This is a genomic window from Rathayibacter sp. AY1H3, from assembly GCF_002932015.1.
Genome location: NZ_PSUU01000002.1, coordinates 49653 through 70647, shown reverse-complemented (window position 1 = coordinate 70647; position 20995 = coordinate 49653). Strand labels below are relative to the sequence as shown.

Sequence of the window (20995 nt, the reverse complement as noted above, 5' to 3'; positions counted from 1 at the left end):
GCCGTACTTCACCTACGAGCTCGACGCGGCACTCGCTATGGCGCGCATCGTCTCGGCGTGCTCACAGCACGGCCTAGAGCACCACCGGACGCCTCAGCGACCCAGAGGACGATCCCCATACGGGACCAGGCGGTCTCGGGGTGGAAGACTCTGCGGTAGCTTCACGAGCGGGGGTAGTCATGGTGGAAGTACTCAAGGGTTTGAGCCTGCTCGCTTCGGGTGTCGTGATCGCCTTGATCTGCTCGGTGTTGGAGTTTCAGAACGGCGTTCGTGCGGACCTGGATCAGACCGGGGGCCAGCTCAGCCCGGTCCTGGTCGTGGGTTTTCTGATCGGACTCGTCGTGTCAGCCGTCGGCGCGATCGTGCTCTACCGGTGCTACGAACGTGCCCGCGGCGTTCGCTAGCTGCTAGCCGGAACCTGCAGCCGGAGCGTCAAGCGCTGTGGACATGCGGCCTGTGGCGGTGAGGTCGAGAAATGGGGACTTCGCTAACGCCGCACGCGACGGACCAGCGGAGGCCGCCGGTGTCGCCCTGCTCTCGGCCGCGACGCACAGCCCGGCCGAGAGCAGCACCGCCGGCCCAGCGGCCCAGCGAACGATCCCCTTCGGGACGGTCCGCCGGCGGTCCGTGCAGCACGGCACCGACTCCCGGACTCGGTTCGGCCTAGTGTCGGGAGCGCGAGCCGATGACTGGCCACCTGGACAGACGACGCGCTCGTAGCCTCGTGCGTGTCGGTCTCGCGAGCTTCAGACGAGAGGTGGTCGGAACGCATGACGTCGCTGAGCAATGCGGTCGGAAGCGGTCGCCCGAAAGCAGGTACACGGATCGAAACAGTCCGCGTCAGGTGGTATCTGCGCTCGACGTCGGATCCTGTTCCGCCCTCGGTCTGGACGCAGCTCTGCGCACGCCACTTCCGCGAAGGCACGCCAGTCCGCTTCGGGCAAACGGAGCCGTTGCGACAGAAGTTCGAGGACGACGTCTTCCACGCGGTGTGGCAAGCGGCCCGCCTGGATGTGCAGTTCACGGGAGCTAACACGCTCACCTACGGGTCGCTTCCTTCGGCGAAGGACCAGGAGAGGCACCTCTCCTCTATCACGCTGAGCCTCGCACCCCAGGCGATCAACGATGCATTCACCGCGCGACTGCTCGACTTTTTCGTCGCAGTCGCGGACGCTTATTCGGCCTTCTACGCTTCCGCGGAGGTCATCCGTGGCTCGATCGCCGGCAGGCGCGGAGTGCTCAGCGACTCCGAGACAGAGACGGTGGTCGTACCCCTCCGCCGCTCAAACTGGTTCGGTCTACCCCCGTATCCCGTCACGCTCGCCTGGTACGGAGCGCCATACCTGCCACTCATCAGAGAGAACCTCTCAGGGGGGATGGTTCACGTGCATCGAGACGGGCTCGTCCATCAGCTGTCGAACTCACTCGACACCCGGGAGCGCCTCGGGGGCGATGGTGAGTGGGTCGACCCCCACCTGCGGTGCGTCGTGCAGCCTAACGACGGACGGACACAGCCGCTGCCGATCACTCCGGCGCGCGAACGGCCCGACCTCGCTCCGCTGAGGTAGACCACTCGTCGAAACGGACCGGATGACGATCCCCATATGGGACGGAGCTGAGCGGGTAGCGTCACCGGCATGACCTCGGGTTCGCGTCACCGCATTCGAGTTGCTGCCGCGCTCACAACCGGAGCGGCGCTGCTCACCGCCGCCGGCTGCGCGCCGGCGGTGCAGACGTCGGGATGCCCGGGCTGGACGTATTTTGGATCCGCGGAAGCCCGCTACGAGGTCGCCGAAGCGGTCATCACGACCGCCTCCCCTCGTGCCTCGGGAACTCAGAGCGTCTTCAGCGTCGCAGCATCCGCATACATGGTCACCGTGGATGAGACAGAGAAGGGACCGTTCATTGCAGGAGAGACAATCCGCGTCGTGTCGATGCCTGATGCGTGCAGCGGCACCGACCTCTACCCGGACGGAGACCCGATGGACACCGACCAGCCCCTCCGCCTGTACCTCAGTTCCGGGAACGGATTCTGGGCGACACTGACTCCGCTCGAGGGCGCTGAACCGATCGAGGAATAGCCCGCCAGTCGATCCTCTTACGGAACACGACCGCGCTCTATTTCCGAGGCTCGGCTACCGACGTCGAAACGCTGCATACAGCGCGCCGGTGATGATCAGAACACCGATTCCAACGAGGACCCAGGTACGAGGATCCTCATGGACGCTGGTGCAGACGCCCGGCGAGTTCACGTACTCCGCGCAGCTCCCCGACCGGTCACCGGCAAGAAGGACCACCGCGATTAGAGCGACGAACGCAACCGCGAGCCACCACCACCGCACGCGCCGCCGAACCAGTGCACCCATGACGAGACTGTACGACGGCAGCGCTTCGTCGCGGGGGCTGCCAGGTCTCGATCGTCGATCGATGTGATTGCCCGCCGCTCCCCCTCTCATCGGGGCCGACCGCCCCGATGCCAGCAGGCCAGAGGAGCGTCCGAGTGCCCCGGAGCGAGAGCGACCCGCTCAACCATCCCCTACCGGACACCACATCCTCTCAGGCCGCTGTTCTGGGAGAGTGGACTGAATCGTGAGGGGCACCAATGATTGATGCGCGGCGGACCGTAGATATGGATCGGCTGCCCGGAGGGTTCCGATGAACGGTCCGCGCGAAGTGCTCGGCCTTCCGCCCTTCGCGCTGTTCTGGAGCGCAACGACCATCCGCTCTTTCGGCAGTGCGATCGCGGGTGTCGCGTTCCAGGTGCTGATCGTCTCGGTACTGAACGCAACGCCTGCGGAGATCAGCATTCTCGCGGCGCTCGGCGTAGTGCCGTACCTGCTGTTCGGTCTGATCGTGGGCGCGCTCATGGATCGGTGGCGGCGCCAGCGGACGTTGGTCGTCACCAGCATCGGGCGTGCGCTGATTCTGGGAATGATCCCCGTCCTTCTCCTTCTCGATGCGCTCACCTTCTGGTCACTCGCCGCGGCAGTCCTGCTGCTCGGTGTCCTGACCTTGTTCGCGGACTCCGCCGCGCAGCCGTTCCTCCCGCAGATCGTTCCCCGGTCGTCCTTGGTGATGGCCAACGCGCGACTGGGCCAGAGCGAGACCCTGGCGGGAACGGCAGGACCCGCGCTCGGCGGAGCACTGCTCAACCTGATCGGCTCACCACTCCTGCTCGCCTTCGACGCTGCCATCAACGCGGTGTCGGCGGTGCTGCAATCACGCATCAAGGTGGAGGAGCGCCGGCCCGATCGCCGCGCACCAGGCCGTCACATCGGTCACGACATCCTCGAGGGAATGCGATTCACCTACCGGCAGCGCACCCTCCGGCCGCTCGCGCTCTCCGTCCACGCCTGGTTCCTCGGCAACAGCATCGTGACGACGGTGTTCGCGGTGTTCGTTCTCCGAGAGCTGTCCCTGCCCGCTTGGGCGTTCGGCGTCTCGCTCGCGTTCGGCGGCGTCGGTGGCCTCCTCGGAGCTCTCGTCGCACCTGCTGTCGGGGCGCGGGTCGGAGCGGGTCGTGCGATCCTGCTGGGCCGTGCGCTCGTCATCCTGCCCTGGCTGGCACTCGCCGTTCTTCCCCTCGACGTGGACAGCGGCCTCGGTCTCCTGCTTCCCGTCGTCTGCGCCGTGCAGTTCGTCTACGGGCTGTCGATGGGTATTGAGGATGCCAACGACACGGGATACCGGCAAGCGATCGCGCCCGACGAGATCCAGGGCCGCATGAACTCCACCATCCGCACAGCGAATCGCGTCGTGTTTCTCTTCGGTGCGCTGTTGACCGGCGTCCTCGTAACGGCTTGGGGCTACAACCTGACGATCGGAGCGGCGGCGATCGCCTTCACCGCAGCCGCGCTCATCGTCGCACTCTCCCCCCTGCGCAATGCCCGCCACGAAGACGCAGAGATCTCTCCCGAGCAGGCTCCCGACTCGATGGACGAGACAACTCGCTAAGCGAGCCCGCCTGACGCCAAGTTGAGGTGTGCTCCAAACGAGCGCTCTCTGCCGCCATAATGCGATCGCAGAACACCGCCACAGAGCGATCATCTCTACACAGTGTCCCGACAACCCCGTCCGATGAAGAGTCCCGCTGAGGCACCCCACTCGGGACGGTACTCGTGGCGACCCGACGAAGGCGAGCTGCTCAGAGGCGCCGCTGCCTGTGTGCTCCGTCCGTCCGTGACGGCGACGTGTTCCGGCGGAACGACGCCCTCGGCGACCTGCGGAAAGACGCCCTCGGCGACCTCCGGGTCGGGCCGCGGCCGTCGCTCGCCGAGACCGAGACGGCGCTCGGCATCGAAAGCGATCCCGGCGACCCTCCCTCCGCCCGGCCGCCCGGCCGCTCGAGCAGCGGGGGAGCGCCCCCGGTCTCGTGGTGAACGTTCACGTGCAGGATCCGCGACGCACTTGTCCCGTCCCCTCCCGCCCGCCTACCGTGGTGCGTGAACGTTCACGCCGACGACGCCGCGCAAGGGTCACCCATGACCGACTCCACCCCGACCACTCCCGCACCCGGCTGGGCGGTGCTCGGCCCCGGCAGCATCGCGCGCCGGTTCCTCTCCCAGCTCCCGGCGAGCGACCGCGGCGCCCGGCTCGTCGCGCCCGACAGCTCCGACGCCGGGCGCGCCGCGGCCTTCGCCGCCGAGGCAGTCGAGCACGGCTTCGCGGACGCGACCGCCGGCGACTACGCCGCGGTCCTCGCCGATCCGCGGGTCACCGCGGTCTACATCTCCACCGTGCACACGGGTCACGCCGCGCTCGTGCTGCAGGCGCTCGAGGCCGGCAAGGCCGTGCTCTGCGAGAAGCCGCTCGCCGTCAATCACGGCACGGCGATGGCCCTGGTCGACGCCGCCCGCAGCGCCGGTCTGCCGCTGGTCGAGGCGTACATGTACCGCTTCCACCCGCAGACCGCCGCGCTGCTCGAGCTCGTCCGCGACGGCGGCACCGGTCGCGGCCTGCACCACGGCCGCCGCGGCGGTGACGGTGTACCCGCCGACGTCGAGGACGCCTCCTCCGGCCGTCGCGACGTCGTACAGGCGGCCCTCGCGGGACGGGGTGCGGAAGGAGAAGGAGGCGTCGATGTGCACGACGTCGCCGATCGCGCCGTCGCGGACGAGCTCGAGCAGCGCGGCGGTCTGCGGGTGGAAGCGGTACATGTACGCCTCGACCAGCGGCAGACCGGCGCTGCGGGCGGCGTCGACCAGGGCCATCGCCGTGCCGTGATTGACGGCGAGCGGCTTCTCGCAGAGCACGGCCTTGCCGGCCTCGAGCGCCTGCAGCACGAGCGCGGCGTGACCCGTGTGCACGGTGGAGATGTAGACCGCGGTGACCCGCGGATCGGCGAGGACCGCGGCGTAGTCGCCGGCGGTCGCGTCCGCGAAGCCGTGCTCGACTGCCTCGGCGGCGAAGGCCGCGGCGCGCCCCGGGTCGGAGCTGCCCGCCGCGACGAGCCGGGCGCCGCGGTCGCTCGCCGGGAGCTGGGAGAGGAACCGGCGCGCGATGCTGCCGGGGCCGAGCACCGCCCAGCCGGGTGCGGGAGTGGTCGGGGTGGAGTCGGTCATGGGTGACCCTTTCGCGGCGTCGTCGGCGTGAACGTTCACGCACCACGGTAGGCGGGCGGGAGGGGACGGGACAAGTGCGTCGCGGATCCTGCACGTGAACGTTCACCACGAGACCGGGCGCGCTGGCCCGCTGCTCGAACGGCCGGACGGCCGGGCGGAGGGAGGGTCGCCGGGATCGCTTTCGATGCCGAGCGCCGTCTCGGTCTCGGCGAGCGACGGCCGCGGCCCGACCCGGAGGTCGCCGAGGGCGTCTTTCCGCAGGTCGCCGAGGGCGTCGTTCCGCCGGAACACGTCGCCGTCACGGACGGACGGAGCACACAGGCAGCGGCGCCTCTGAGCAGCTCGCCTTCGTCGGGTCGCCACGAGTACCGTCCCGAGTGGGGTGCCTCAGCGGGACTCTTCATCGGACGGGGTTGTCGGGACACTGTGTAGAGATGATCGCTCTGTGGCGGTGTTCTGCGATCGCATTATGGCGGCAGAGAGCGCTCGTTTGGAGCACACCTCAACTTGGCGTCAGGCGGGCTCGCTTAGCGAGTTGTCTCGTCCATCGAGTCGGGAGCCTGCTCGGGAGAGATCTCTGCGTCTTCGTGGCGGGCATTGCGCAGGGGGGAGAGTGCGACGATGAGCGCGGCTGCGGTGAAGGCGATCGCCGCCGCTCCGATCGTCAGGTTGTAGCCCCAAGCCGTTACGAGGACGCCGGTCAACAGCGCACCGAAGAGAAACACGACGCGATTCGCTGTGCGGATGGTGGAGTTCATGCGGCCCTGGATCTCGTCGGGCGCGATCGCTTGCCGGTATCCCGTGTCGTTGGCATCCTCAATACCCATCGACAGCCCGTAGACGAACTGCACGGCGCAGACGACGGGAAGCAGGAGACCGAGGCCGCTGTCCACGTCGAGGGGAAGAACGGCGAGTGCCAGCCAGGGCAGGATGACGAGCGCACGGCCCAGCAGGATCGCACGACCCGCTCCGACCCGCGCCCCGACAGCAGGTGCGACGAGAGCTCCGAGGAGGCCACCGACGCCGCCGAACGCGAGCGAGACGCCGAACGCCCAAGCGGGCAGGGACAGCTCTCGGAGAACGAACACCGCGAACACCGTCGTCACGATGCTGTTGCCGAGGAACCAGGCGTGGACGGAGAGCGCGAGCGGCCGGAGGGTGCGCTGCCGGTAGGTGAATCGCATTCCCTCGAGGATGTCGTGACCGATGTGACGGCCTGGTGCGCGGCGATCGGGCCGGCGCTCCTCCACCTTGATGCGTGATTGCAGCACCGCCGACACCGCGTTGATGGCAGCGTCGAAGGCGAGCAGGAGTGGTGAGCCGATCAGGTTGAGCAGTGCTCCGCCGAGCGCGGGTCCTGCCGTTCCCGCCAGGGTCTCGCTCTGGCCCAGTCGCGCGTTGGCCATCACCAAGGACGACCGGGGAACGATCTGCGGGAGGAACGGCTGCGCGGCGGAGTCCGCGAACAAGGTCAGGACACCGAGCAGCAGGACTGCCGCGGCGAGTGACCAGAAGGTGAGCGCATCGAGAAGGAGAAGGACGGGGATCATTCCCAGAATCAGCGCACGCCCGATGCTGGTGACGACCAACGTCCGCTGGCGCCGCCACCGATCCATGAGCGCGCCCACGATCAGACCGAACAGCAGGTACGGCACTACGCCGAGCGCCGCGAGAATGCTGATCTCCGCAGGCGTTGCGTTCAGTACCGAGACGATCAGCACCTGGAACGCGACACCCGCGATCGCACTGCCGAAAGAGCGGATGGTCGTTGCGCTCCAGAACAGCGCGAAGGGCGGAAGGCCGAGCACTTCGCGCGGACCGTTCATCGGAACCCTCCGGGCAGCCGATCCATATCTACGGTCCGCCGCGCATCAATCATTGGTGCCCCTCACGATTCAGTCCACTCTCCCAGAACAGCGGCCTGAGAGGATGTGGTGTCCGGTAGGGGATGGTTGAGCGGGTCGCTCTCGCTCCGGGGCACTCGGACGCTCCTCTGGCCTGCTGGCATCGGGGCGGTCGGCCCCGATGAGAGGGGGAGCGGCGGGCAATCACATCGATCGACGATCGAGACCTGGCAGCCCCCGCGACGAAGCGCTGCCGTCGTACAGTCTCGTCATGGGTGCACTGGTTCGGCGGCGCGTGCGGTGGTGGTGGCTCGCGGTTGCGTTCGTCGCTCTAATCGCGGTGGTCCTTCTTGCCGGTGACCGGTCGGGGAGCTGCGCGGAGTACGTGAACTCGCCGGGCGTCTGCACCAGCGTCCATGAGGATCCTCGTACCTGGGTCCTCGTTGGAATCGGTGTTCTGATCATCACCGGCGCGCTGTATGCAGCGTTTCGACGTCGGTAGCCGAGCCTCGGAAATAGAGCGCGGTCGTGTTCCGTAAGAGGATCGACTGGCGGGCTATTCCTCGATCGGTTCAGCGCCCTCGAGCGGAGTCAGTGTCGCCCAGAATCCGTTCCCGGAACTGAGGTACAGGCGGAGGGGCTGGTCGGTGTCCATCGGGTCTCCGTCCGGGTAGAGGTCGGTGCCGCTGCACGCATCAGGCATCGACACGACGCGGATTGTCTCTCCTGCAATGAACGGTCCCTTCTCTGTCTCATCCACGGTGACCATGTATGCGGATGCTGCGACGCTGAAGACGCTCTGAGTTCCCGAGGCACGAGGGGAGGCGGTCGTGATGACCGCTTCGGCGACCTCGTAGCGGGCTTCCGCGGATCCAAAATACGTCCAGCCCGGGCATCCCGACGTCTGCACCGCCGGCGCGCAGCCGGCGGCGGTGAGCAGCGCCGCTCCGGTTGTGAGCGCGGCAGCAACTCGAATGCGGTGACGCGAACCCGAGGTCATGCCGGTGACGCTACCCGCTCAGCTCCGTCCCATATGGGGATCGTCATCCGGTCCGTTTCGACGAGTGGTCTACCTCAGCGGAGCGAGGTCGGGCCGTTCGCGCGCCGGAGTGATCGGCAGCGGCTGTGTCCGTCCGTCGTTAGGCTGCACGACGCACCGCAGGTGGGGGTCGACCCACTCACCATCGCCCCCGAGGCGCTCCCGGGTGTCGAGTGAGTTCGACAGCTGATGGACGAGCCCGTCTCGATGCACGTGAACCATCCACCATGATAGGGTCTCTCTGATGCGTGGCAGGTATGGCGCTCCGTACCAGGCGAGCGTGACGGGTTACGGGGGTAGAGCGAACTAGTTTGAGCTGCGGAGGAGTACGACCACCGTCTCTGTCTCGGAGTCGCTGAGCACTCCGCGCCTGCCGGCGATCGAGCCACGGATGACCTCCGCGGAAGCGTAGAAGGCCGAATAAGCGTCCGCGACTGCGACGAAAAAGTCGAGCAGTCGCGCGGTGAATGCATCGTTGATCGCCTGGGGTGCGAGGCTCAGCGTGATAGAGGAGAGGTGCCTCTCCTGGTCCTTCGCCGAAGGAAGCGACCCGTAGGTGAGCGTGTTAGCTCCCGTGAACTGCACATCCAGGCGGGCCGCTTGCCACACCGCGTGGAAGACGTCGTCCTCGAACTTCTGTCGCAACGGCTCCGTTTGCCCGAAGCGGACTGGCGTGCCTTCGCGGAAGTGGCGTGCGCAGAGCTGCGTCCAGACCGAGGGCGGAACAGGATCCGACGTCGAGCGCAGATACCACCTGACGCGGACTGTTTCGATCCGTGTACCTGCTTTCGGGCGACCGCTTCCGACCGCATTGCTCAGCGACGTCATGCGTTCCGACCACCTCTCGTCTGAAGCTCGCGAGACCGACACGCACGAGGCTACGAGCGCGTCGTCTGTCCAGGTGGCCAGTCATCGGCTCGCGCTCCCGACACTAGGCCGAACCGAGTCCGGGAGTCGGTGCCGTGCTGCACGGACCGCCGGCGGACCGTCCCGAAGGGGATCGTTCGCTGGGCCGCTGGGCCGGCGGTGCTGCTCTCGGCCGGGCTGTGCGTCGCGGCCGAGAGCAGGGCGACACCGGCGGCCTCCGCTGGTCCGTCGCGTGCGGCGTTAGCGAAGTCCCCATTTCTCGACCTCACCGCCACAGGCCGCATGTCCACAGCGCTTGACGCTCCGGCTGCAGGTTCCGGCTAGCAGCTAGCGAACGCCGCGGGCACGTTCGTAGCACCGGTAGAGCACGATCGCGCCGACGGCTGACACGACGAGTCCGATCAGAAAACCCACGACCAGGACCGGGCTGAGCTGGCCCCCGGTCTGATCCAGGTCCGCACGAACGCCGTTCTGAAACTCCAACACCGAGCAGATCAAGGCGATCACGACACCCGAAGCGAGCAGGCTCAAACCCTTGAGTACTTCCACCATGACTACCCCCGCTCGTGAAGCTACCGCAGAGTCTTCCACCCCGAGACCGCCTGGTCCCGTATGGGGATCGTCCTCTGGGTCGCTGAGGCGTCCGGTGGTGCTCTAGGCCGTGCTGTGAGCACGCCGAGACGATGCGCGCCATAGCGAGTGCCGCGTCGAGCTCGTAGGTGAAGTACGGCTGCTTCCCCAATCGTCTGTCTTCTGCCCCGTCGTCGTCACGCCGGCGGCTCGAGTTTCTCGCCAACCGGATCGATGGTGAGCCGCTCGTGGATCTGCGACGGCAGCACCCCCCGACTGTTGAACGTGTCCGCGACGAGTTGCCGAAGCTGCGCGGTCGATCGTCCGCTGCTTTTCGCGAGGAGGTCGTTCCACGCCGATTCGACGTCATGAGCCAGTTCCGAGACCGTGGGCGGTTGGGCGAGATGTACGTGCGGCTCCGCTCCCTTGATGCCGTTATCGTGTACGCCCGGCTTGGGCGAGATGATGATGGTCGCGCTTCCGACCGGCGCAATCTCCACACCTCTCTCGGCTGCTAGCAGCCTGAGTTGGTCGTTGGCCTGCCGGACGTCCTTATGAGGTACAACCCCGGTCGGCTCGTGGTCACTCTTCGCCTCCAGCGCGAGCCAGAGCTCGTTGTCCCAGCACCAGGTCGAGTCGCACCTTCCTGGGCCGGCAGGCTTCTCGGCCGTCGCGCCGACGAGGGCGCCGAGCTTAGTCAACGCGGGCTCATAAAGACCGGGGCTGCGCTCCTGCAGGCCAGCCTGCACTTCGCCGAGCCGGCGGTGGAGCTTTCCCTGGTTTACGCCGGTTTCGAGCTCCGCGACGACCGCATTCACGGCAAGCGCGTCAACGGAGTTCAACGCCGAGCGCTGCATGGCGGGGAAGGGCGCCATCTGCCGAACCCATGAGCCCAGGCCCATCACCTGCTCGGCCTGGCGCACGAGGCTGCCGGCGGCAGACCGGCTCGCGGCGTCGCCCGCATCGTCGGCAGCTTGATCAGCCCATGCTGCCTCGAGGTAGATCCAGAAGGCACGGTAGCCGGATGTGCTGGCGCCGCCGGCTCCGACGAGTCGGGCGACCTCGTGAGCGTGCTGGGCAGCATCGGCCCAGGCTCCGGTCGTCGCGGCTGCCCATGCTTGGATCTCGTGCTCGGCGCATGACGCAAGCGCGGACGTGCCGGGAGGCATCTGTTGCATCATCTCCCGCCGGTAGTCGGTCAGGGCCGGTTCCGCCTGAGTCCGCCAGCTTTCGTCGGTGTCCTGATGAAGGAACGCTTCGACGTTGGCGATCACATCCGCCGTCTCGGCTGCCTGCGAGTTCTCGCGTCCGAAGCGGATCTCGGCCTGCAGTTCCGAGTCGAGGGCTGCGATCACTTCGGGACGGGTCAAGTAGCGGGATAACGCGGAGCCGAGCACGAGCACGATCGCGGTGTCGCCGGGGCCTCGAGTGCATCGCCCGGCGCCCTGTACGACGCGGGTGCGGACACGGGCCGCCAGCGCTGCTCCTGCGCGGGCACGGGATTGGAGGAAACGTTCCTGGAGGCTGTCCTGGTCGGGAACTCCATCGAGCGCGACGAGTCGGCAGGCATCTCCCGGGAGGTCAAGACCGTCGTATCGTGCGGCGAGCCCGCAGACGCCGTGTTCGAGCGCGGCGAAGGGGGCCATGCTGTCGCTGACCCGATCGACTCCCCAGACCGGCCATCCCGGCTGGGCGAGCGCATTGGAGTCGGTGACGGCGGTCTCCGTCTGTGGCGCGAGGACAAGCGCTTTGCCTGCCTTGGCGACGATCCGCTTGCTCAGGTCTAACGGGTCTGCGTCCTCGACGAACTCGGGAAAGACGAAAAAGCGCCGGCCGTACCGTGGGGCCGTGCTTTCGTCTGGCTGTTCAAGCCGGACGATTCCGGGTCGACCGAACGCCCGCTCGAGCTCCCCGCCTTCTCCGAGGGTGGCGGAGAGGTAGACCCGCTGGCGGGCACCGGAAAATAGGTGATTCTGGTAGGTCGGCGGGAGGTACGGGCGGATCAGGATCCCGGAGTAGGCCACGTAGACCAGGCACGATGCAAGGCCTCCCCGGATCATCGAGTAGCGGTAGCTGTGCGGGGAGCCGAATTTGCTCAGCACGGCGTCGAGCGCGGGGACCATCCCGGGCTGGCGCAGCGGGACGACGAGGCGGACGTCGCCGTTGATGCTGGGGTCGGGCTGAGCGCTGCGCAGCCGCTCCAGGAAGACGCCATCGAGTGCGGGCGCGATCGCTGTCAGCACGGCCCCGTATTCCCCGGGGTCCTTCCAACGAGTGAGTTCCACGCCGTAAGCCTCACCGACGTACTGCTCCCCGGCATGCGCGTCGTCGAACAGGATGAGGTCGGCGTCGGCCAGGTGAGGATTGCTGTTGAAGACGCTGCTGTAGGTCGTGATAGCGATCGCTTCGGCAGCCTCGTAAGCCGCGTGGCCCGCGACTGGCCAATCCGTGTGGCGCCCGACGAGCACGGCGGCGTCGATACCTTCGCGGTACGCCGACGACGCCACCTGCCGGGCGAGCTGCTGGGTCGGGCAGGCATATACAACTCGCGCTCGTCGGCTCCGGCGAGTCCACTCCGCGATCAAGAGACCAGTCAACGTCTTGCCGGTGCCGGTGGGCAGTTCCAGAGCAACGTCCGGAGCGTTCGCCTTCGAGGTAAAGGTCCTCAGCATCTCGGCCTGATGCGCCCAGAGCCCTGGCACGGCGCCGGGACGGCGGGGAAGGTTCCGATACAGCTCCCCGGGCGTGGCGTAATTCGTTGCGCCGGCTGCTGTCCGCACAAAAGCCACGTTGCCTCCTCGATAGATCACGGAGGCGACCGCAACGCCCCCGTGCCAGTCTGGCTCACCCCAAGGGAAAGTAGTCGACCCGCGTTGACTCCCGCGTCATGGTCCGAAGATCAGAAACCCGTTCTACGAGCGGAGCCGTCGATGGGGATGACGTAACGGCCAGGTCATCGACAAGCCCGAGGGATGGAGTCTCCCGCTCTAACCTGTAGGCCTGCGGGACGGGCCTAGGGGAGGTTGAGCTCAGCCCTCATCGGCTGCCGGGTGTCCCCTTCAATCCAGCTCACCGCTACGCGATGCGGTGACAGCGACAGGCGCGGTGAGGTCTTAAAGAGGCCGACCTGTCCCGCGTCGATGTTGCCAAGGTCGCCTCCATCGAGGAGGGCCGCGTGCTCCGCAGGAATGGCCCTGATCTGCACGTCCTCGGCGCCGACGTTCCCGGTGTTTCGCAGCCGATACGAGTGCGGCTCGGCCCGCTCTTCGATCGCCCACTCCACCCTCGCGTTCAAGGCGTCCTCGAACACACGCACGAAGTCGACATCGGGCTCGGAGGAGCGCGCCGCCATCTGTTCGACTGCCGCCGCGATCCGATCATTCGAATCTGCGCTCCGCCTCTGAGCCGCTGCGGCGTCTGCGCGAGCGTCGTTGGCAACGCGCTCCGACTTGTCCGCCGTCTTGCGGGCGCTAAGAGCGAAAAGGAACCCCACCACGCCGCCGACAAGGCCGATGATCGCCAGAACGTCCGAAAGTGTCACGGCGCGATCCTTGCAGGCGAACAGGCCGCCCGCGGAGACGTCCCGATGAGGGATCGATCTGCGGGACGCTTTCAGCGGACCGCTCGGAGGGGCTTGGCGTCGTCATCGCGTGCTGGTGATGTCGCCAGGGTCGACCGCAGGTCTTCTCGTGCTCGTTGGTAGCGGGTACGTGCGGTGGACGCGGGGACGCCGAGGAGGTGTCCTGCTTCGGTGATGGAGAAGCCGTCCCAGTGGATGAGGTGGACGAGTTCGGCCTGTTCTGGCGCGAGCCTGTCGATCGCGTCGCGCACGTCGACTCCTTCGTCGGCTGGGCGTCCCTCCGTGGGAGCGGTCGCGAGGACGCCGCGGAGCCGGCCGGAGAGGTCAGCTCGTCTGCTCTCGGTGCGAGTGCTGTTCGAGAGGACGTTCCGGGCGATGCCGAACAGCCACATCCTCGACTCCTCCGCGGTGCGGGGGAGGGCGCTGACACGGCGCCATGCGGTGAGCATGACGTCCGCGAGCGCGTCGGCGGCGTCCTCGAGAGGGAGGCGGCGTTGTAGGTACTTGAGCAGGTCGGGCGAGGCGACGCGCAGGGCCTCGGTGAGTTGCTCCGCCTCATCGATCTTCCTGCGGGTCACCAGGTCGCTCCGGGGCAGTGGGCTTCGCCGGCGATGCTGATGTTCGCGGCGTCGACGTCGACGTTCTGCGCAGTGAGTTCGGCGTCGCGGGCGTTGCTGATGATGCGTCCAACCGCGGTCGAGTACTCCCGGTCGGCGTTGTAGAACTCGGTGCCGTAGCCGGCCGACGTGCGGGATCCGTCAGCGTTGATGAAGGATTGGTCCTCGGTGCGCAGTTGCGCGATGGTCCCCTCGAGCGCACCGTCGCTGAGGAGAGCGTCGATGTCGGTCGTCTGGTAGAAGTTCTCGACTACGGCGACGGCCGCCGGATCGGTCCCTTGAACGTCTCCCATGCGCTCCTCGCATTGGACACCGCTGGGCAGCGAATAGGTGATCGAGGCGTCCGGCGTCTCCGCCCACGGCGACCACGCGCCCGTCGCCGCGGCGGCCGCTGTCGCCATGCCACCGAGTAGTACCAGCGAAGCGACTCCGGCGACCGCAGGACGGGCCCAGCGGTGGCGGCTGACGCGGGCCTCTGCCGCCGCGAGCTGTTGCAGCTCGGCCAGCTCGGCGGCGACGTCGTCCGTCACTGTCGATGTGCGGGGGCTGGACTCATTCAGCAGGACGTCCAGGGGGTCTCGGTCAGGGGCGGCAGTCATGACGGGCTCCTTCGAAAGCGGGTTCATCCTGTACATGTCCACCCGACCCGCAAACGTCTGCCGCAGCACGAAATCGGCTCGCCGCCCTCGTCAGGGCGCCGGCGACCACGCCGGACGTCAGGTCGCGAGGGACGCGGCGAGCTCGGCGGGCGCTCCGGCGGAGCGGGGCTGCCACGACTCGAAGACGCCGTAGGCGATGATCCGCTCCGCGGTCGACAGCAGCGGATTGCAGCTCGTCATCGTGATGAGGCGGTCGGTCGGAGCGACGTCGCTCGTCCAGGGGACCGGATCGATGACCTGCACTTCGGAGGGCTGCACGTATTCGAGGTTCCGGAACCGGTAGGTGTACCAGCCGTCGGCGGTCTCGATGTAGATCGCATCACCCAGTTGCAGCTCATCGATGAGGTGCATTCCTCCGCCGGCGGCGGAGCGGTGCGCGGCGATCGCGAAGTTCCCCACTTCGCCGGGCATCTGCGTTCCCGGGTAGTGGCCGATGCTGCCCACGTCGAGCACGTTCTCCGCGTCGACGCCCTCAGCGATCGTGCGCACCCACCCCTCGCCGTACCGGGGGATGTAGAGGTTCCCGAACGTCGTGTCCAGAGCCGCGACCGGCGCGATCACCGGGTCAACAGGCGCGGCCGGCTCAGCGCTCGGCTGTGACGGCACCTCAGCGGACGGCGCGCCATCGCCCCAGCTCTGGCGCAGCTCAGCCGCTTGATCGGTCTGCCGGCCTGCGATTACGGCGTCGTTCCACCACAGCTGCCAGGCGAGGAACAGCAGAACGAGCACCCCTGCGGTCATCAGCAGCTCGCCTAGGACACCGAAGAAGGACAGGCGTCGACGGGCCGGACGGCGCCGGCGCCGCGGCACGTCCACGGATGACGGAGCGGTCATGCGAGGAGTCTAGGTGTGCCGCTCTCACCGGCATCGCTACGGGAGACGTCTCGTGCGGGAATCGTTCGACGGTCCGACGTTTTGGGCCACTGCTCGTTCTCGCGCGCCGTCGCCGTCCCTTCCGCTGCCTGCCCTGACCCACTGGCAAGCGCGTCACCGCAAGCGAATCGCGTCGCAGTGTTCAGCCCGGAGTGCACCGGGCCGAACGATCAGATAGCGACGGACGGTGTAGTAGCTGCTCCATCCGGCGTGTTTGTGCGAATACTCGGGTTCCGGGTGCGTGACGGGTAGACGAGGGCTAGACCGGCTGCTGCAATCCAGCACGCTGTCCAGAGGCCGTGTCCGGGAGTGCTGTCGGCGCTGCCCCATTCGACCCAGAAGAATCCTGGGTCTGCCACAGGGCAGGCGATAACAACTGCTGCAACCGTCGCTACCCCTGCGGGAACCCAGGGAACGAGGCGTGCGACCACCAGAGCTACAACGACGAGAGCGAGGGCGCCCCAGAGATACAGAAGGGGCATGAGGTCGTATGACGACATGGCCTCAGCGCAGGACGGGTTCATTTCATTCCATCTAGCGCCTGTGCATGGCTGCCAGTAGGACGACGTCGTCCAGGTCACCCACAGTGAGATGCCCATGAGCGTACCCGCGCACGCCAACCGGACTAGAGCCTTAGTGTGCTGGCGTCGCCCCATGCTGAAAATGCTAGTCCGCCGACCGTCCCGGTGGACGATCGTTCATCGGTGCACGCAGACGCGACACCGAGCGCCTGTCGTTCCTCACGGTCGCCTGCACAGCTCGTCGCTGCGTCCCAAACCTCGTGCAGATGACCGTGAACGTTCAGGTCTTCGAGTTCGTCTGCACAACCGACGTGAGCGCGCCGGAATCGTCAGCCGCAGTAGTGATGCTCGAGTACTTCACCCCTCGAAGAAGTAGTGCAGCACTCACCCCGCCGACTACAGCCGCCACGACACCGAGACCGACAGCGATCCCCGCCGTCATCGGATCACCCACGACGGCAGCTACGCCGGCCGCAACAACCCACGGAACGCTCGACCCTACGGCCGGCCCAATAGGGCTGATCAGCGGGGACGACTCGGTGGCTCGTCCCGACCGCAGAGTGATCAGAATCGCCACGAATCCTCCGGCGACGGCAGCCAGGGCACTGACCCCACCGATAATGGCGCCCACCATAATCAAGTAGGCGAAGGCGCCCCACCCGCCCTGTTCGCGGAAGTCGGAGTTACCCGTAAGGACCAATCCCAGACCGAGCAGCGCACCCAGCACCACGCCGACGGGTACAGCACAGAGAGCGGCCCTCCGATGAAGATGGACGATCTGCCGCATGTAGCCACGTTAGCCGGAGAGTCTCCCGGTCAGCGCAATGGCCGTCCCGTAAGAGGATCGTTCACCGATGCGGATCTGACCCGAGTGGTCCAGCGCGCTCCTGCCGTTCACCCGTTGGTCCGATAGTGATGTTGTGCAGACGCTGTCGCTCAAGGCTTCCGCAGCGATCGCGGGCGCAATCACTCTCCTCGCCCTCGTCGCGGGCGTCTTCCTCGACGGATTCTCGTTCGCGTGCAACGAGTCCCTTCCGCCTCAGTGCACGGGGTTTGACGTCGCGTGGCCGGCTCTGTGCTCTGTCGCCCTCGCGACCCTTGTTCTCCTGGTCGTAGCGATGCGCGCCAGCAGGCGCTCTCACGCTCGATGGAGGTGGCTGTTGCTCGCCTTGGGCGTGGTCGGCGCCGTCACCAGCTGGGTTCTCGCTCTGCGTACCGCCATGATCATCGGTTGAGCAGCCCACGGCACGGTCGAACGACCGCTTGTTCCGTATGGAGATCGTTCATCGGGGCGAGGGGGCGGTGGCCTTCGCTTCGACCGTGTGGATCTAGCTCAGGTTCACCTTCGAGTTCTATGTTGAGCCCATGAAGCGACTCGCGACGTCAGGCCAGTTGGTTGGATGGACAATCGCCTTGCTCGGGGCTGCTGGTGCCGCCGCGTTCCTGGTGCACTGGAGCTCGTGCCTCGGTGGCCTGAACGAGGGTTGCTACAGCGCCACACAGTCAGACTTCACGTGGATCGCCACAACGATCGTCTGGGCCGTCGCCTTCCCGCTCGTGATATTCGGCGCCTTCGTACTCTCGCCAGGACGACCCGTCACGCTGATTGGTGTTGGGCTCCTCATGGTCATCAACCCCCTCACCGACCCTGGAGCGTTCTTTCTCCCGTGGGATGTCGCGGACACCTTGCCCTTTACCGGCGTCGCCACGTCGCTAGCTGCTGTGACTGCAGGTGTCCTCCTGGCCGGATCTTCCTACCGAGCCCGTCGGCCCGATCACAGCCGAGTCGGGAAGCCAGCGCCCGCTGACGTCGCCTACTGACCTTCGATCGGACTTGGGTCGTCCCGTTAGGGGATCGTTCACCGGTCGCGTATCCAGCTACGGGCAGCGGTAGGTCTTCGCGAAGTCGGTTGCCGTGAACTGCCTTCCCTCGGTCATAGAGGTCAGTGACGGGCAGATGTCGTTGTTGTGCGCCGCCGCTACGAAGGGGGTCGCTGCTTGTGGGACGCAGCCGTAGTCCTGGTCGGGCTGGTCGAGGATTCGCAGCTGACCCGTCTCCCCGGCGGCGAGGTGAAGATCGGACCAGGAGCAGGACCAGGTGAGTGAGGCTCCGGTGTCGTTGGTGATGCTGACGTAGTGGGAAGGGCCATGCACTCCGAACAGCAGATCACCCACCCACAGAACCGCGGCCGCCACGACGGCTAGAGCTCCCAGCGCGATCGACAGTCTCACCAACCGTCGTTGGCGGGGTGGTGTCTGCCGGTCCGGCGAGAGTCCACTCGGATCCCAACTGTCCAGACGTTCAACCACGGCGCCTCCACCCCTCAGCGCGACGAAGAACGGCCTCGACTGCCGCGCTCGTTCCCTTGAGTTTTCCCACGGGAAAACAGTAGGCATGACACGGCTCTCACCACGAGGAGCAACCGACTCGCGACCGAGAGCGTTCCGTTAGGGATCGGTCCCGCTTTCAGGTTGGATGCGCTCACAGCGGGTATCCGAAGTAACGTTCTTGCCAGCTCGGATTGCTCATCACGATCGGCCCGTCGTACTGGCCCCAGAGGGATTCCTCGGCAGCGACCGCGAAGTCTAAGGCTTCGAGAGCTGCGGTTATCGGTTGCAGGTCCTCCGGTTCGACCAGCGCGTCGAACTCCTCTCGCGAGTACGCTCCCGGCCTCTCGAGGGCGATGAAGCAGAGGTCCCCGTGCTGGCTGATGGCGACGACGAGGTCTGCCGTCGTGCGTGTGGCTGCACCGTTCACTGTCACCTGAGTAAACGTTGCGGAGTCCTGCCAACTCCACGGATCGTCTACCGACACCGCGCCGGGAAAGCTCTTCTCGAGGAGCGCTGCAAGCGCGTCCACCTTTGCGGCCAGTCGTTGTCCGTCGAAATCGATCGGCCGCTCGGGAGCCGCAGGGTCATCCATCTCGCGTAACCGGCGTTCAAGCGCCGCGCCCTCTAACCACATGCTCGAAGTGTCCTCCATGCCGACCAGGTTCGGCTCGTCTGATGAGCTGAGACGACGGAGCAAAGTTGACCGCCCTTCAGCTCGAACGGACGCACGGTCGGCTGCTTGTGGTCATCGAGGCTCGCCCGGAGCAGTTGACTGTTCCGTTAGGGGATCGTTCACCGGTACACGCAGACGCGACACCGAGCGCCGCGATGTGGAGTTGATCGCTTTGTGGCGGTGTTCTGCGGTCACATCATGGCGGCATCGAGTGACCGTCTGGAGTACCCCCTCAACGCAACAGCTTGTGGATCGCCGCGTTGTCTAGCGACCTTGTGACGGAGTTGAGTGTCGCGTCTGACTAAGGCCGAGTCGTTTCGGTTGACTTCGACCGACCCAAATCTCAGAGCTAAATCGGTTCTCAGCAGCGCGAAAACGGGATGTCAGAGCGCGATATGGCGATAACGTTTCGACGGACAGGGTCGAACGAAGGATGATCGGTTCGTCAATTAGAGCCAAGGGCCAATTTGGGGCTACCCGGTCGGAGCACGGGTAGCCCCAAAATCAGATGTTAGCGCCTTCGCTCCGAGCGGACCGGAGTCCTAGACAGAGAGCCTTCATCGTAGAGCGAAGGTCAACTTCATCCTTCAGCCGGTCGTTGCCCCGAATCCGGAGATATTTCCGTCTGCGAAAAGAGTCGCCTTCATCGAGTAGCCGTAGGTGACGATACCGGCCTGGACCTGGTACTGGTCCTCGACGTACCGTTCGGTCTCCGTTCCAGCGTCAGAGCAGGAGACGCCAGTGACCGTGACATTCACAGAGTAATTCGTGAAGCAACTGTGTGAACCAGTGAAGCCGTATCGAGCCTGAGTGACCCACGAGTAGGTACCGTCGAAGTACCAAGTACCGTTCTGCGTACGGCTGTAGGCAGCTCCGTTGGTGAATTGGCTGTAGTGGCGGCCTGTGACCGCTTGGGCCGCAGCCGCGGCAACGAGGCGGTCCTTCTCCTCCGCGGGCAGGTCGGCGGCCTTCGCCTCTTCGACACTCACCACGTATGGCTCGCCCGCGGTGGTGGTGGTCTCAACGACGCAGTCTTCGGCGGTAAGGCCCGACGCCTCACCTGACGCCTGTAGCGACTGGACCTGATCGACGCATTCCTGAACGTAGGTCGTCTCTGTCTCACTGACTGCCGCGGACGCAGGTGTTGCTGCGAGAGCTGTGCCGAGGACCATCGCCCCAGCGCCGATGAGTGAAAGATACTTTCTCATAGATTCCCCCGAATCGTTTGGTCTGATACTACGACCGACGCATGAAATTGCGTCTCGTGACGCAGGCCATCGCGCAGTCAAAGCGGGTCACATTAGAAACCTCGGTTCCACCGAACGTCGGGATTAGGCGCCTCGCAACTGCCCATTCAGGCGCGAGGCCCTCCGTCTCGTGGGGGATGCGAGACGCACTTGATGCGAGTATGGTCGGGCTATGGACATGTCGGCATTGCTCACAAGTATCCTGGTTGCCCTCATTGGGGCCGCCTATGTTGCGATTGCGATACTCGCTCTCGTGCAAATTCTTCGCTCACCGAACGAACTAATCTTGAAGGCCATGTGGGTGGCCGTAGTCATCATCGCCCCCTTCCTCGGTTCGGTCGCCTGGTTCTTCCTTGGAAGAAACCGCGGCCAAACATTGAACCACGGTCGAATGAGATGATTCAGGCTCTTCGCTCGAGGCCGACGCATCCGATTTTGGTGATCGCACGAGTCTGATACGTGGTTCGAATGACCGGAAAACAGTAGCTTTTTGAGACGTGCCTTCCGGCGGTCGCGCCACGTTCAACGGATCTGGATTATCGGGACGTCGGCTGTCTCGGAAAGACGTCTTGTCGCGTTTCGTCTCAGGAGGGGACGCGGAGGGTGTTTCCGA

The 20995-nt window shown here is 66.1% G+C and carries 22 protein-coding genes and 2 pseudogenes; 9 read left to right on the top strand and 15 right to left on the bottom strand.

The window, feature by feature from the left end; all coding sequences use genetic code 11:
• The first annotated feature begins 179 nt into the window (after positions 1-179).
• The 3 genes from C5C33_RS02025 (at position 180) to C5C33_RS18140 (ending at position 2081) form a co-directional block, all read left to right on the top strand.
• The gene (locus C5C33_RS02025; protein WP_104260283.1) at positions 180-404 is read left to right on the top strand and encodes a hypothetical protein; all 225 of its coding nucleotides are present in this window, start codon (positions 180-182) and stop codon (positions 402-404) included.
• 366 nt (positions 405-770) lie between these two features.
• Positions 771-1568, top strand: coding sequence for a hypothetical protein (locus tag C5C33_RS02020; protein ID WP_146085735.1), 798 nt, complete (start codon positions 771-773; stop codon positions 1566-1568).
• A 69-nt stretch (positions 1569-1637) separates the two neighbouring features.
• Entirely contained in the window at positions 1638-2081 is a 444-nt protein-coding gene (locus C5C33_RS18140) for a hypothetical protein (RefSeq protein WP_104260285.1), read from the top strand.
• A gap of 54 nt (positions 2082-2135) precedes the next feature.
• On the opposite strand, the gene C5C33_RS18775 is transcribed toward C5C33_RS18140, so the two are convergent.
• Positions 2136-2366 (bottom strand): DUF4179 domain-containing protein, encoded by a 231-nt coding sequence (locus C5C33_RS18775; protein WP_181137742.1) that lies wholly within the window; start codon positions 2364-2366, stop codon positions 2136-2138.
• A gap of 289 nt (positions 2367-2655) precedes the next feature.
• Here C5C33_RS18775 and C5C33_RS02015 point away from each other — a divergent pair, with 289 nt between their 5' ends.
• Together C5C33_RS02015 and C5C33_RS02005 are read left to right on the top strand one after the other, a co-directional pair.
• Positions 2656-3954 (top strand): MFS transporter, encoded by a 1299-nt coding sequence (locus tag C5C33_RS02015; protein ID WP_104260286.1) that lies wholly within the window; start codon positions 2656-2658, stop codon positions 3952-3954.
• Between the two features lie 527 nt (positions 3955-4481).
• Positions 4482-4814: pseudogene (locus C5C33_RS02005) on the top strand (Gfo/Idh/MocA family oxidoreductase); the annotation flags it as partial.
• Between the two features lie 108 nt (positions 4815-4922).
• On the opposite strand, the pseudogene C5C33_RS02000 reads toward C5C33_RS02005, so the two are convergent.
• A pseudogene (locus C5C33_RS02000) lies at positions 4923-5561 on the bottom strand (Gfo/Idh/MocA family protein); the annotation flags it as partial.
• 527 nt (positions 5562-6088) lie between these two features.
• Positions 6089-7387, bottom strand: a complete 1299-nt coding sequence (locus C5C33_RS01990) for an MFS transporter (protein WP_104260286.1) — start codon at positions 7385-7387, stop codon at positions 6089-6091.
• 289 nt (positions 7388-7676) lie between these two features.
• Here C5C33_RS01990 and C5C33_RS18770 point away from each other — a divergent pair, with 289 nt between their 5' ends.
• Positions 7677-7907 (top strand): DUF4179 domain-containing protein, encoded by a 231-nt coding sequence (locus tag C5C33_RS18770; protein WP_181137742.1) that lies wholly within the window; start codon positions 7677-7679, stop codon positions 7905-7907.
• Positions 7908-7961: 54 nt separating this feature from the next.
• Here C5C33_RS18770 and C5C33_RS01985 read toward each other — a convergent pair whose 3' ends face one another.
• The 9 genes from C5C33_RS01985 to C5C33_RS01945 form a co-directional block, all read right to left on the bottom strand.
• On the bottom strand, positions 7962-8405 hold the full coding sequence (locus C5C33_RS01985) for a hypothetical protein (RefSeq protein ID WP_104260285.1): 444 nt from the start codon (positions 8403-8405) through the stop codon (positions 7962-7964).
• Between the two features lie 345 nt (positions 8406-8750).
• Entirely contained in the window at positions 8751-9272 is a 522-nt protein-coding gene (locus C5C33_RS18135) for a hypothetical protein (protein ID WP_146085734.1), read from the bottom strand.
• Between the two features lie 366 nt (positions 9273-9638).
• The gene (locus tag C5C33_RS01975; protein ID WP_104260283.1) at positions 9639-9863 is read right to left on the bottom strand and encodes a hypothetical protein; all 225 of its coding nucleotides are present in this window, start codon (positions 9861-9863) and stop codon (positions 9639-9641) included.
• Positions 9864-10078: 215 nt separating this feature from the next.
• Positions 10079-12670 carry a DEAD/DEAH box helicase gene (locus C5C33_RS01970; protein WP_104260282.1) on the bottom strand — a complete coding sequence of 864 codons (2592 nt, stop codon included), beginning with the start codon at positions 12668-12670 and terminating at the stop codon, positions 10079-10081.
• A 224-nt stretch (positions 12671-12894) separates the two neighbouring features.
• Positions 12895-13422: a hypothetical protein gene (locus C5C33_RS01965; protein ID WP_104260281.1), complete on the bottom strand. Its 528-nt coding sequence runs from the start codon at positions 13420-13422 to the stop codon at positions 12895-12897.
• A 71-nt stretch (positions 13423-13493) separates the two neighbouring features.
• A complete protein-coding gene (locus C5C33_RS01960; protein ID WP_104260280.1) occupies positions 13494-14039 on the bottom strand; it encodes an RNA polymerase sigma factor in 546 nt (181 codons plus the stop codon).
• Positions 14036-14677 carry a hypothetical protein gene (locus C5C33_RS01955; protein WP_146085733.1) on the bottom strand — a complete coding sequence of 214 codons (642 nt, stop codon included), beginning with the start codon at positions 14675-14677 and terminating at the stop codon, positions 14036-14038. The genes C5C33_RS01960 and C5C33_RS01955 overlap by 4 nt, the downstream gene beginning before the upstream one ends.
• A gap of 117 nt (positions 14678-14794) precedes the next feature.
• A complete protein-coding gene (locus C5C33_RS01950) occupies positions 14795-15571 on the bottom strand; it encodes a class E sortase (protein WP_104260278.1) in 777 nt (258 codons plus the stop codon).
• A gap of 840 nt (positions 15572-16411) precedes the next feature.
• Positions 16412-16918 (bottom strand): hypothetical protein, encoded by a 507-nt coding sequence (locus C5C33_RS01945; protein ID WP_146076974.1) that lies wholly within the window; start codon positions 16916-16918, stop codon positions 16412-16414.
• 133 nt (positions 16919-17051) lie between these two features.
• Here C5C33_RS01945 and C5C33_RS01940 point away from each other — a divergent pair, with 133 nt between their 5' ends.
• Positions 17052-17366 carry a hypothetical protein gene (locus tag C5C33_RS01940; protein WP_104260277.1) on the top strand — a complete coding sequence of 105 codons (315 nt, stop codon included), beginning with the start codon at positions 17052-17054 and terminating at the stop codon, positions 17364-17366.
• A 130-nt stretch (positions 17367-17496) separates the two neighbouring features.
• Positions 17497-17952 (top strand): hypothetical protein, encoded by a 456-nt coding sequence (locus tag C5C33_RS01935; protein ID WP_104224249.1) that lies wholly within the window; start codon positions 17497-17499, stop codon positions 17950-17952.
• A 57-nt stretch (positions 17953-18009) separates the two neighbouring features.
• On the opposite strand, the gene C5C33_RS01930 is transcribed toward C5C33_RS01935, so the two are convergent.
• The 3 genes from C5C33_RS01930 to C5C33_RS01920 form a co-directional block, all read right to left on the bottom strand.
• On the bottom strand, positions 18010-18306 hold the full coding sequence (locus C5C33_RS01930; RefSeq protein ID WP_181136173.1) for a hypothetical protein: 297 nt from the start codon (positions 18304-18306) through the stop codon (positions 18010-18012).
• Between the two features lie 307 nt (positions 18307-18613).
• On the bottom strand, positions 18614-19114 hold the full coding sequence (locus C5C33_RS01925; protein ID WP_104260276.1) for a hypothetical protein: 501 nt from the start codon (positions 19112-19114) through the stop codon (positions 18614-18616).
• A 608-nt stretch (positions 19115-19722) separates the two neighbouring features.
• Entirely contained in the window at positions 19723-20343 is a 621-nt protein-coding gene (locus tag C5C33_RS01920) for a hypothetical protein (RefSeq protein WP_104260275.1), read from the bottom strand.
• A gap of 211 nt (positions 20344-20554) precedes the next feature.
• Here C5C33_RS01920 and C5C33_RS19190 point away from each other — a divergent pair, with 211 nt between their 5' ends.
• Positions 20555-20782, top strand: coding sequence for a PLD nuclease N-terminal domain-containing protein (locus C5C33_RS19190; RefSeq protein WP_104260274.1), 228 nt, complete (start codon positions 20555-20557; stop codon positions 20780-20782).
• Positions 20783-20995 lie beyond the last annotated feature (213 nt).

Bases quoted from the DNA above. Each gene is read 5' to 3' on its own strand.
- C5C33_RS02025 (WP_104260283.1), top strand. From the start codon at position 180: ATGGTGGAAGTACTCAAGGGTTTGAGCCTGCTCGCTTCGGGTGTCGTG.
- C5C33_RS02020 (WP_146085735.1), top strand. From the start codon at position 771: ATGACGTCGCTGAGCAATGCGGTCGGAAGCGGTCGCCCGAAAGCAGGT.
- C5C33_RS18140 (WP_104260285.1), top strand. From the start codon at position 1,638: ATGACCTCGGGTTCGCGTCACCGCATTCGAGTTGCTGCCGCGCTCACA.
- C5C33_RS18775 (WP_181137742.1), bottom strand. From the start codon at position 2,366: ATGGGTGCACTGGTTCGGCGGCGCGTGCGGTGGTGGTGGCTCGCGGTT.
- C5C33_RS02015 (WP_104260286.1), top strand. From the start codon at position 2,656: ATGAACGGTCCGCGCGAAGTGCTCGGCCTTCCGCCCTTCGCGCTGTTC.
- C5C33_RS01990 (WP_104260286.1), bottom strand. From the start codon at position 7,387: ATGAACGGTCCGCGCGAAGTGCTCGGCCTTCCGCCCTTCGCGCTGTTC.
- C5C33_RS18770 (WP_181137742.1), top strand. From the start codon at position 7,677: ATGGGTGCACTGGTTCGGCGGCGCGTGCGGTGGTGGTGGCTCGCGGTT.
- C5C33_RS01985 (WP_104260285.1), bottom strand. From the start codon at position 8,405: ATGACCTCGGGTTCGCGTCACCGCATTCGAGTTGCTGCCGCGCTCACA.
- C5C33_RS18135 (WP_146085734.1), bottom strand. From the start codon at position 9,272: ATGACGTCGCTGAGCAATGCGGTCGGAAGCGGTCGCCCGAAAGCAGGT.
- C5C33_RS01975 (WP_104260283.1), bottom strand. From the start codon at position 9,863: ATGGTGGAAGTACTCAAGGGTTTGAGCCTGCTCGCTTCGGGTGTCGTG.
- C5C33_RS01955 (WP_146085733.1), bottom strand. From the start codon at position 14,677: ATGACTGCCGCCCCTGACCGAGACCCCCTGGACGTCCTGCTGAATGAG.
- C5C33_RS01950 (WP_104260278.1), bottom strand. From the start codon at position 15,571: ATGACCGCTCCGTCATCCGTGGACGTGCCGCGGCGCCGGCGCCGTCCG.
- C5C33_RS01945 (WP_146076974.1), bottom strand. From the start codon at position 16,918: ATGCGGCAGATCGTCCATCTTCATCGGAGGGCCGCTCTCTGTGCTGTA.
- C5C33_RS01935 (WP_104224249.1), top strand. From the start codon at position 17,497: ATGAAGCGACTCGCGACGTCAGGCCAGTTGGTTGGATGGACAATCGCC.
- C5C33_RS01925 (WP_104260276.1), bottom strand. From the start codon at position 19,114: ATGGAGGACACTTCGAGCATGTGGTTAGAGGGCGCGGCGCTTGAACGC.
- C5C33_RS01920 (WP_104260275.1), bottom strand. From the start codon at position 20,343: ATGAGAAAGTATCTTTCACTCATCGGCGCTGGGGCGATGGTCCTCGGC.
- C5C33_RS19190 (WP_104260274.1), top strand. From the start codon at position 20,555: ATGGACATGTCGGCATTGCTCACAAGTATCCTGGTTGCCCTCATTGGG.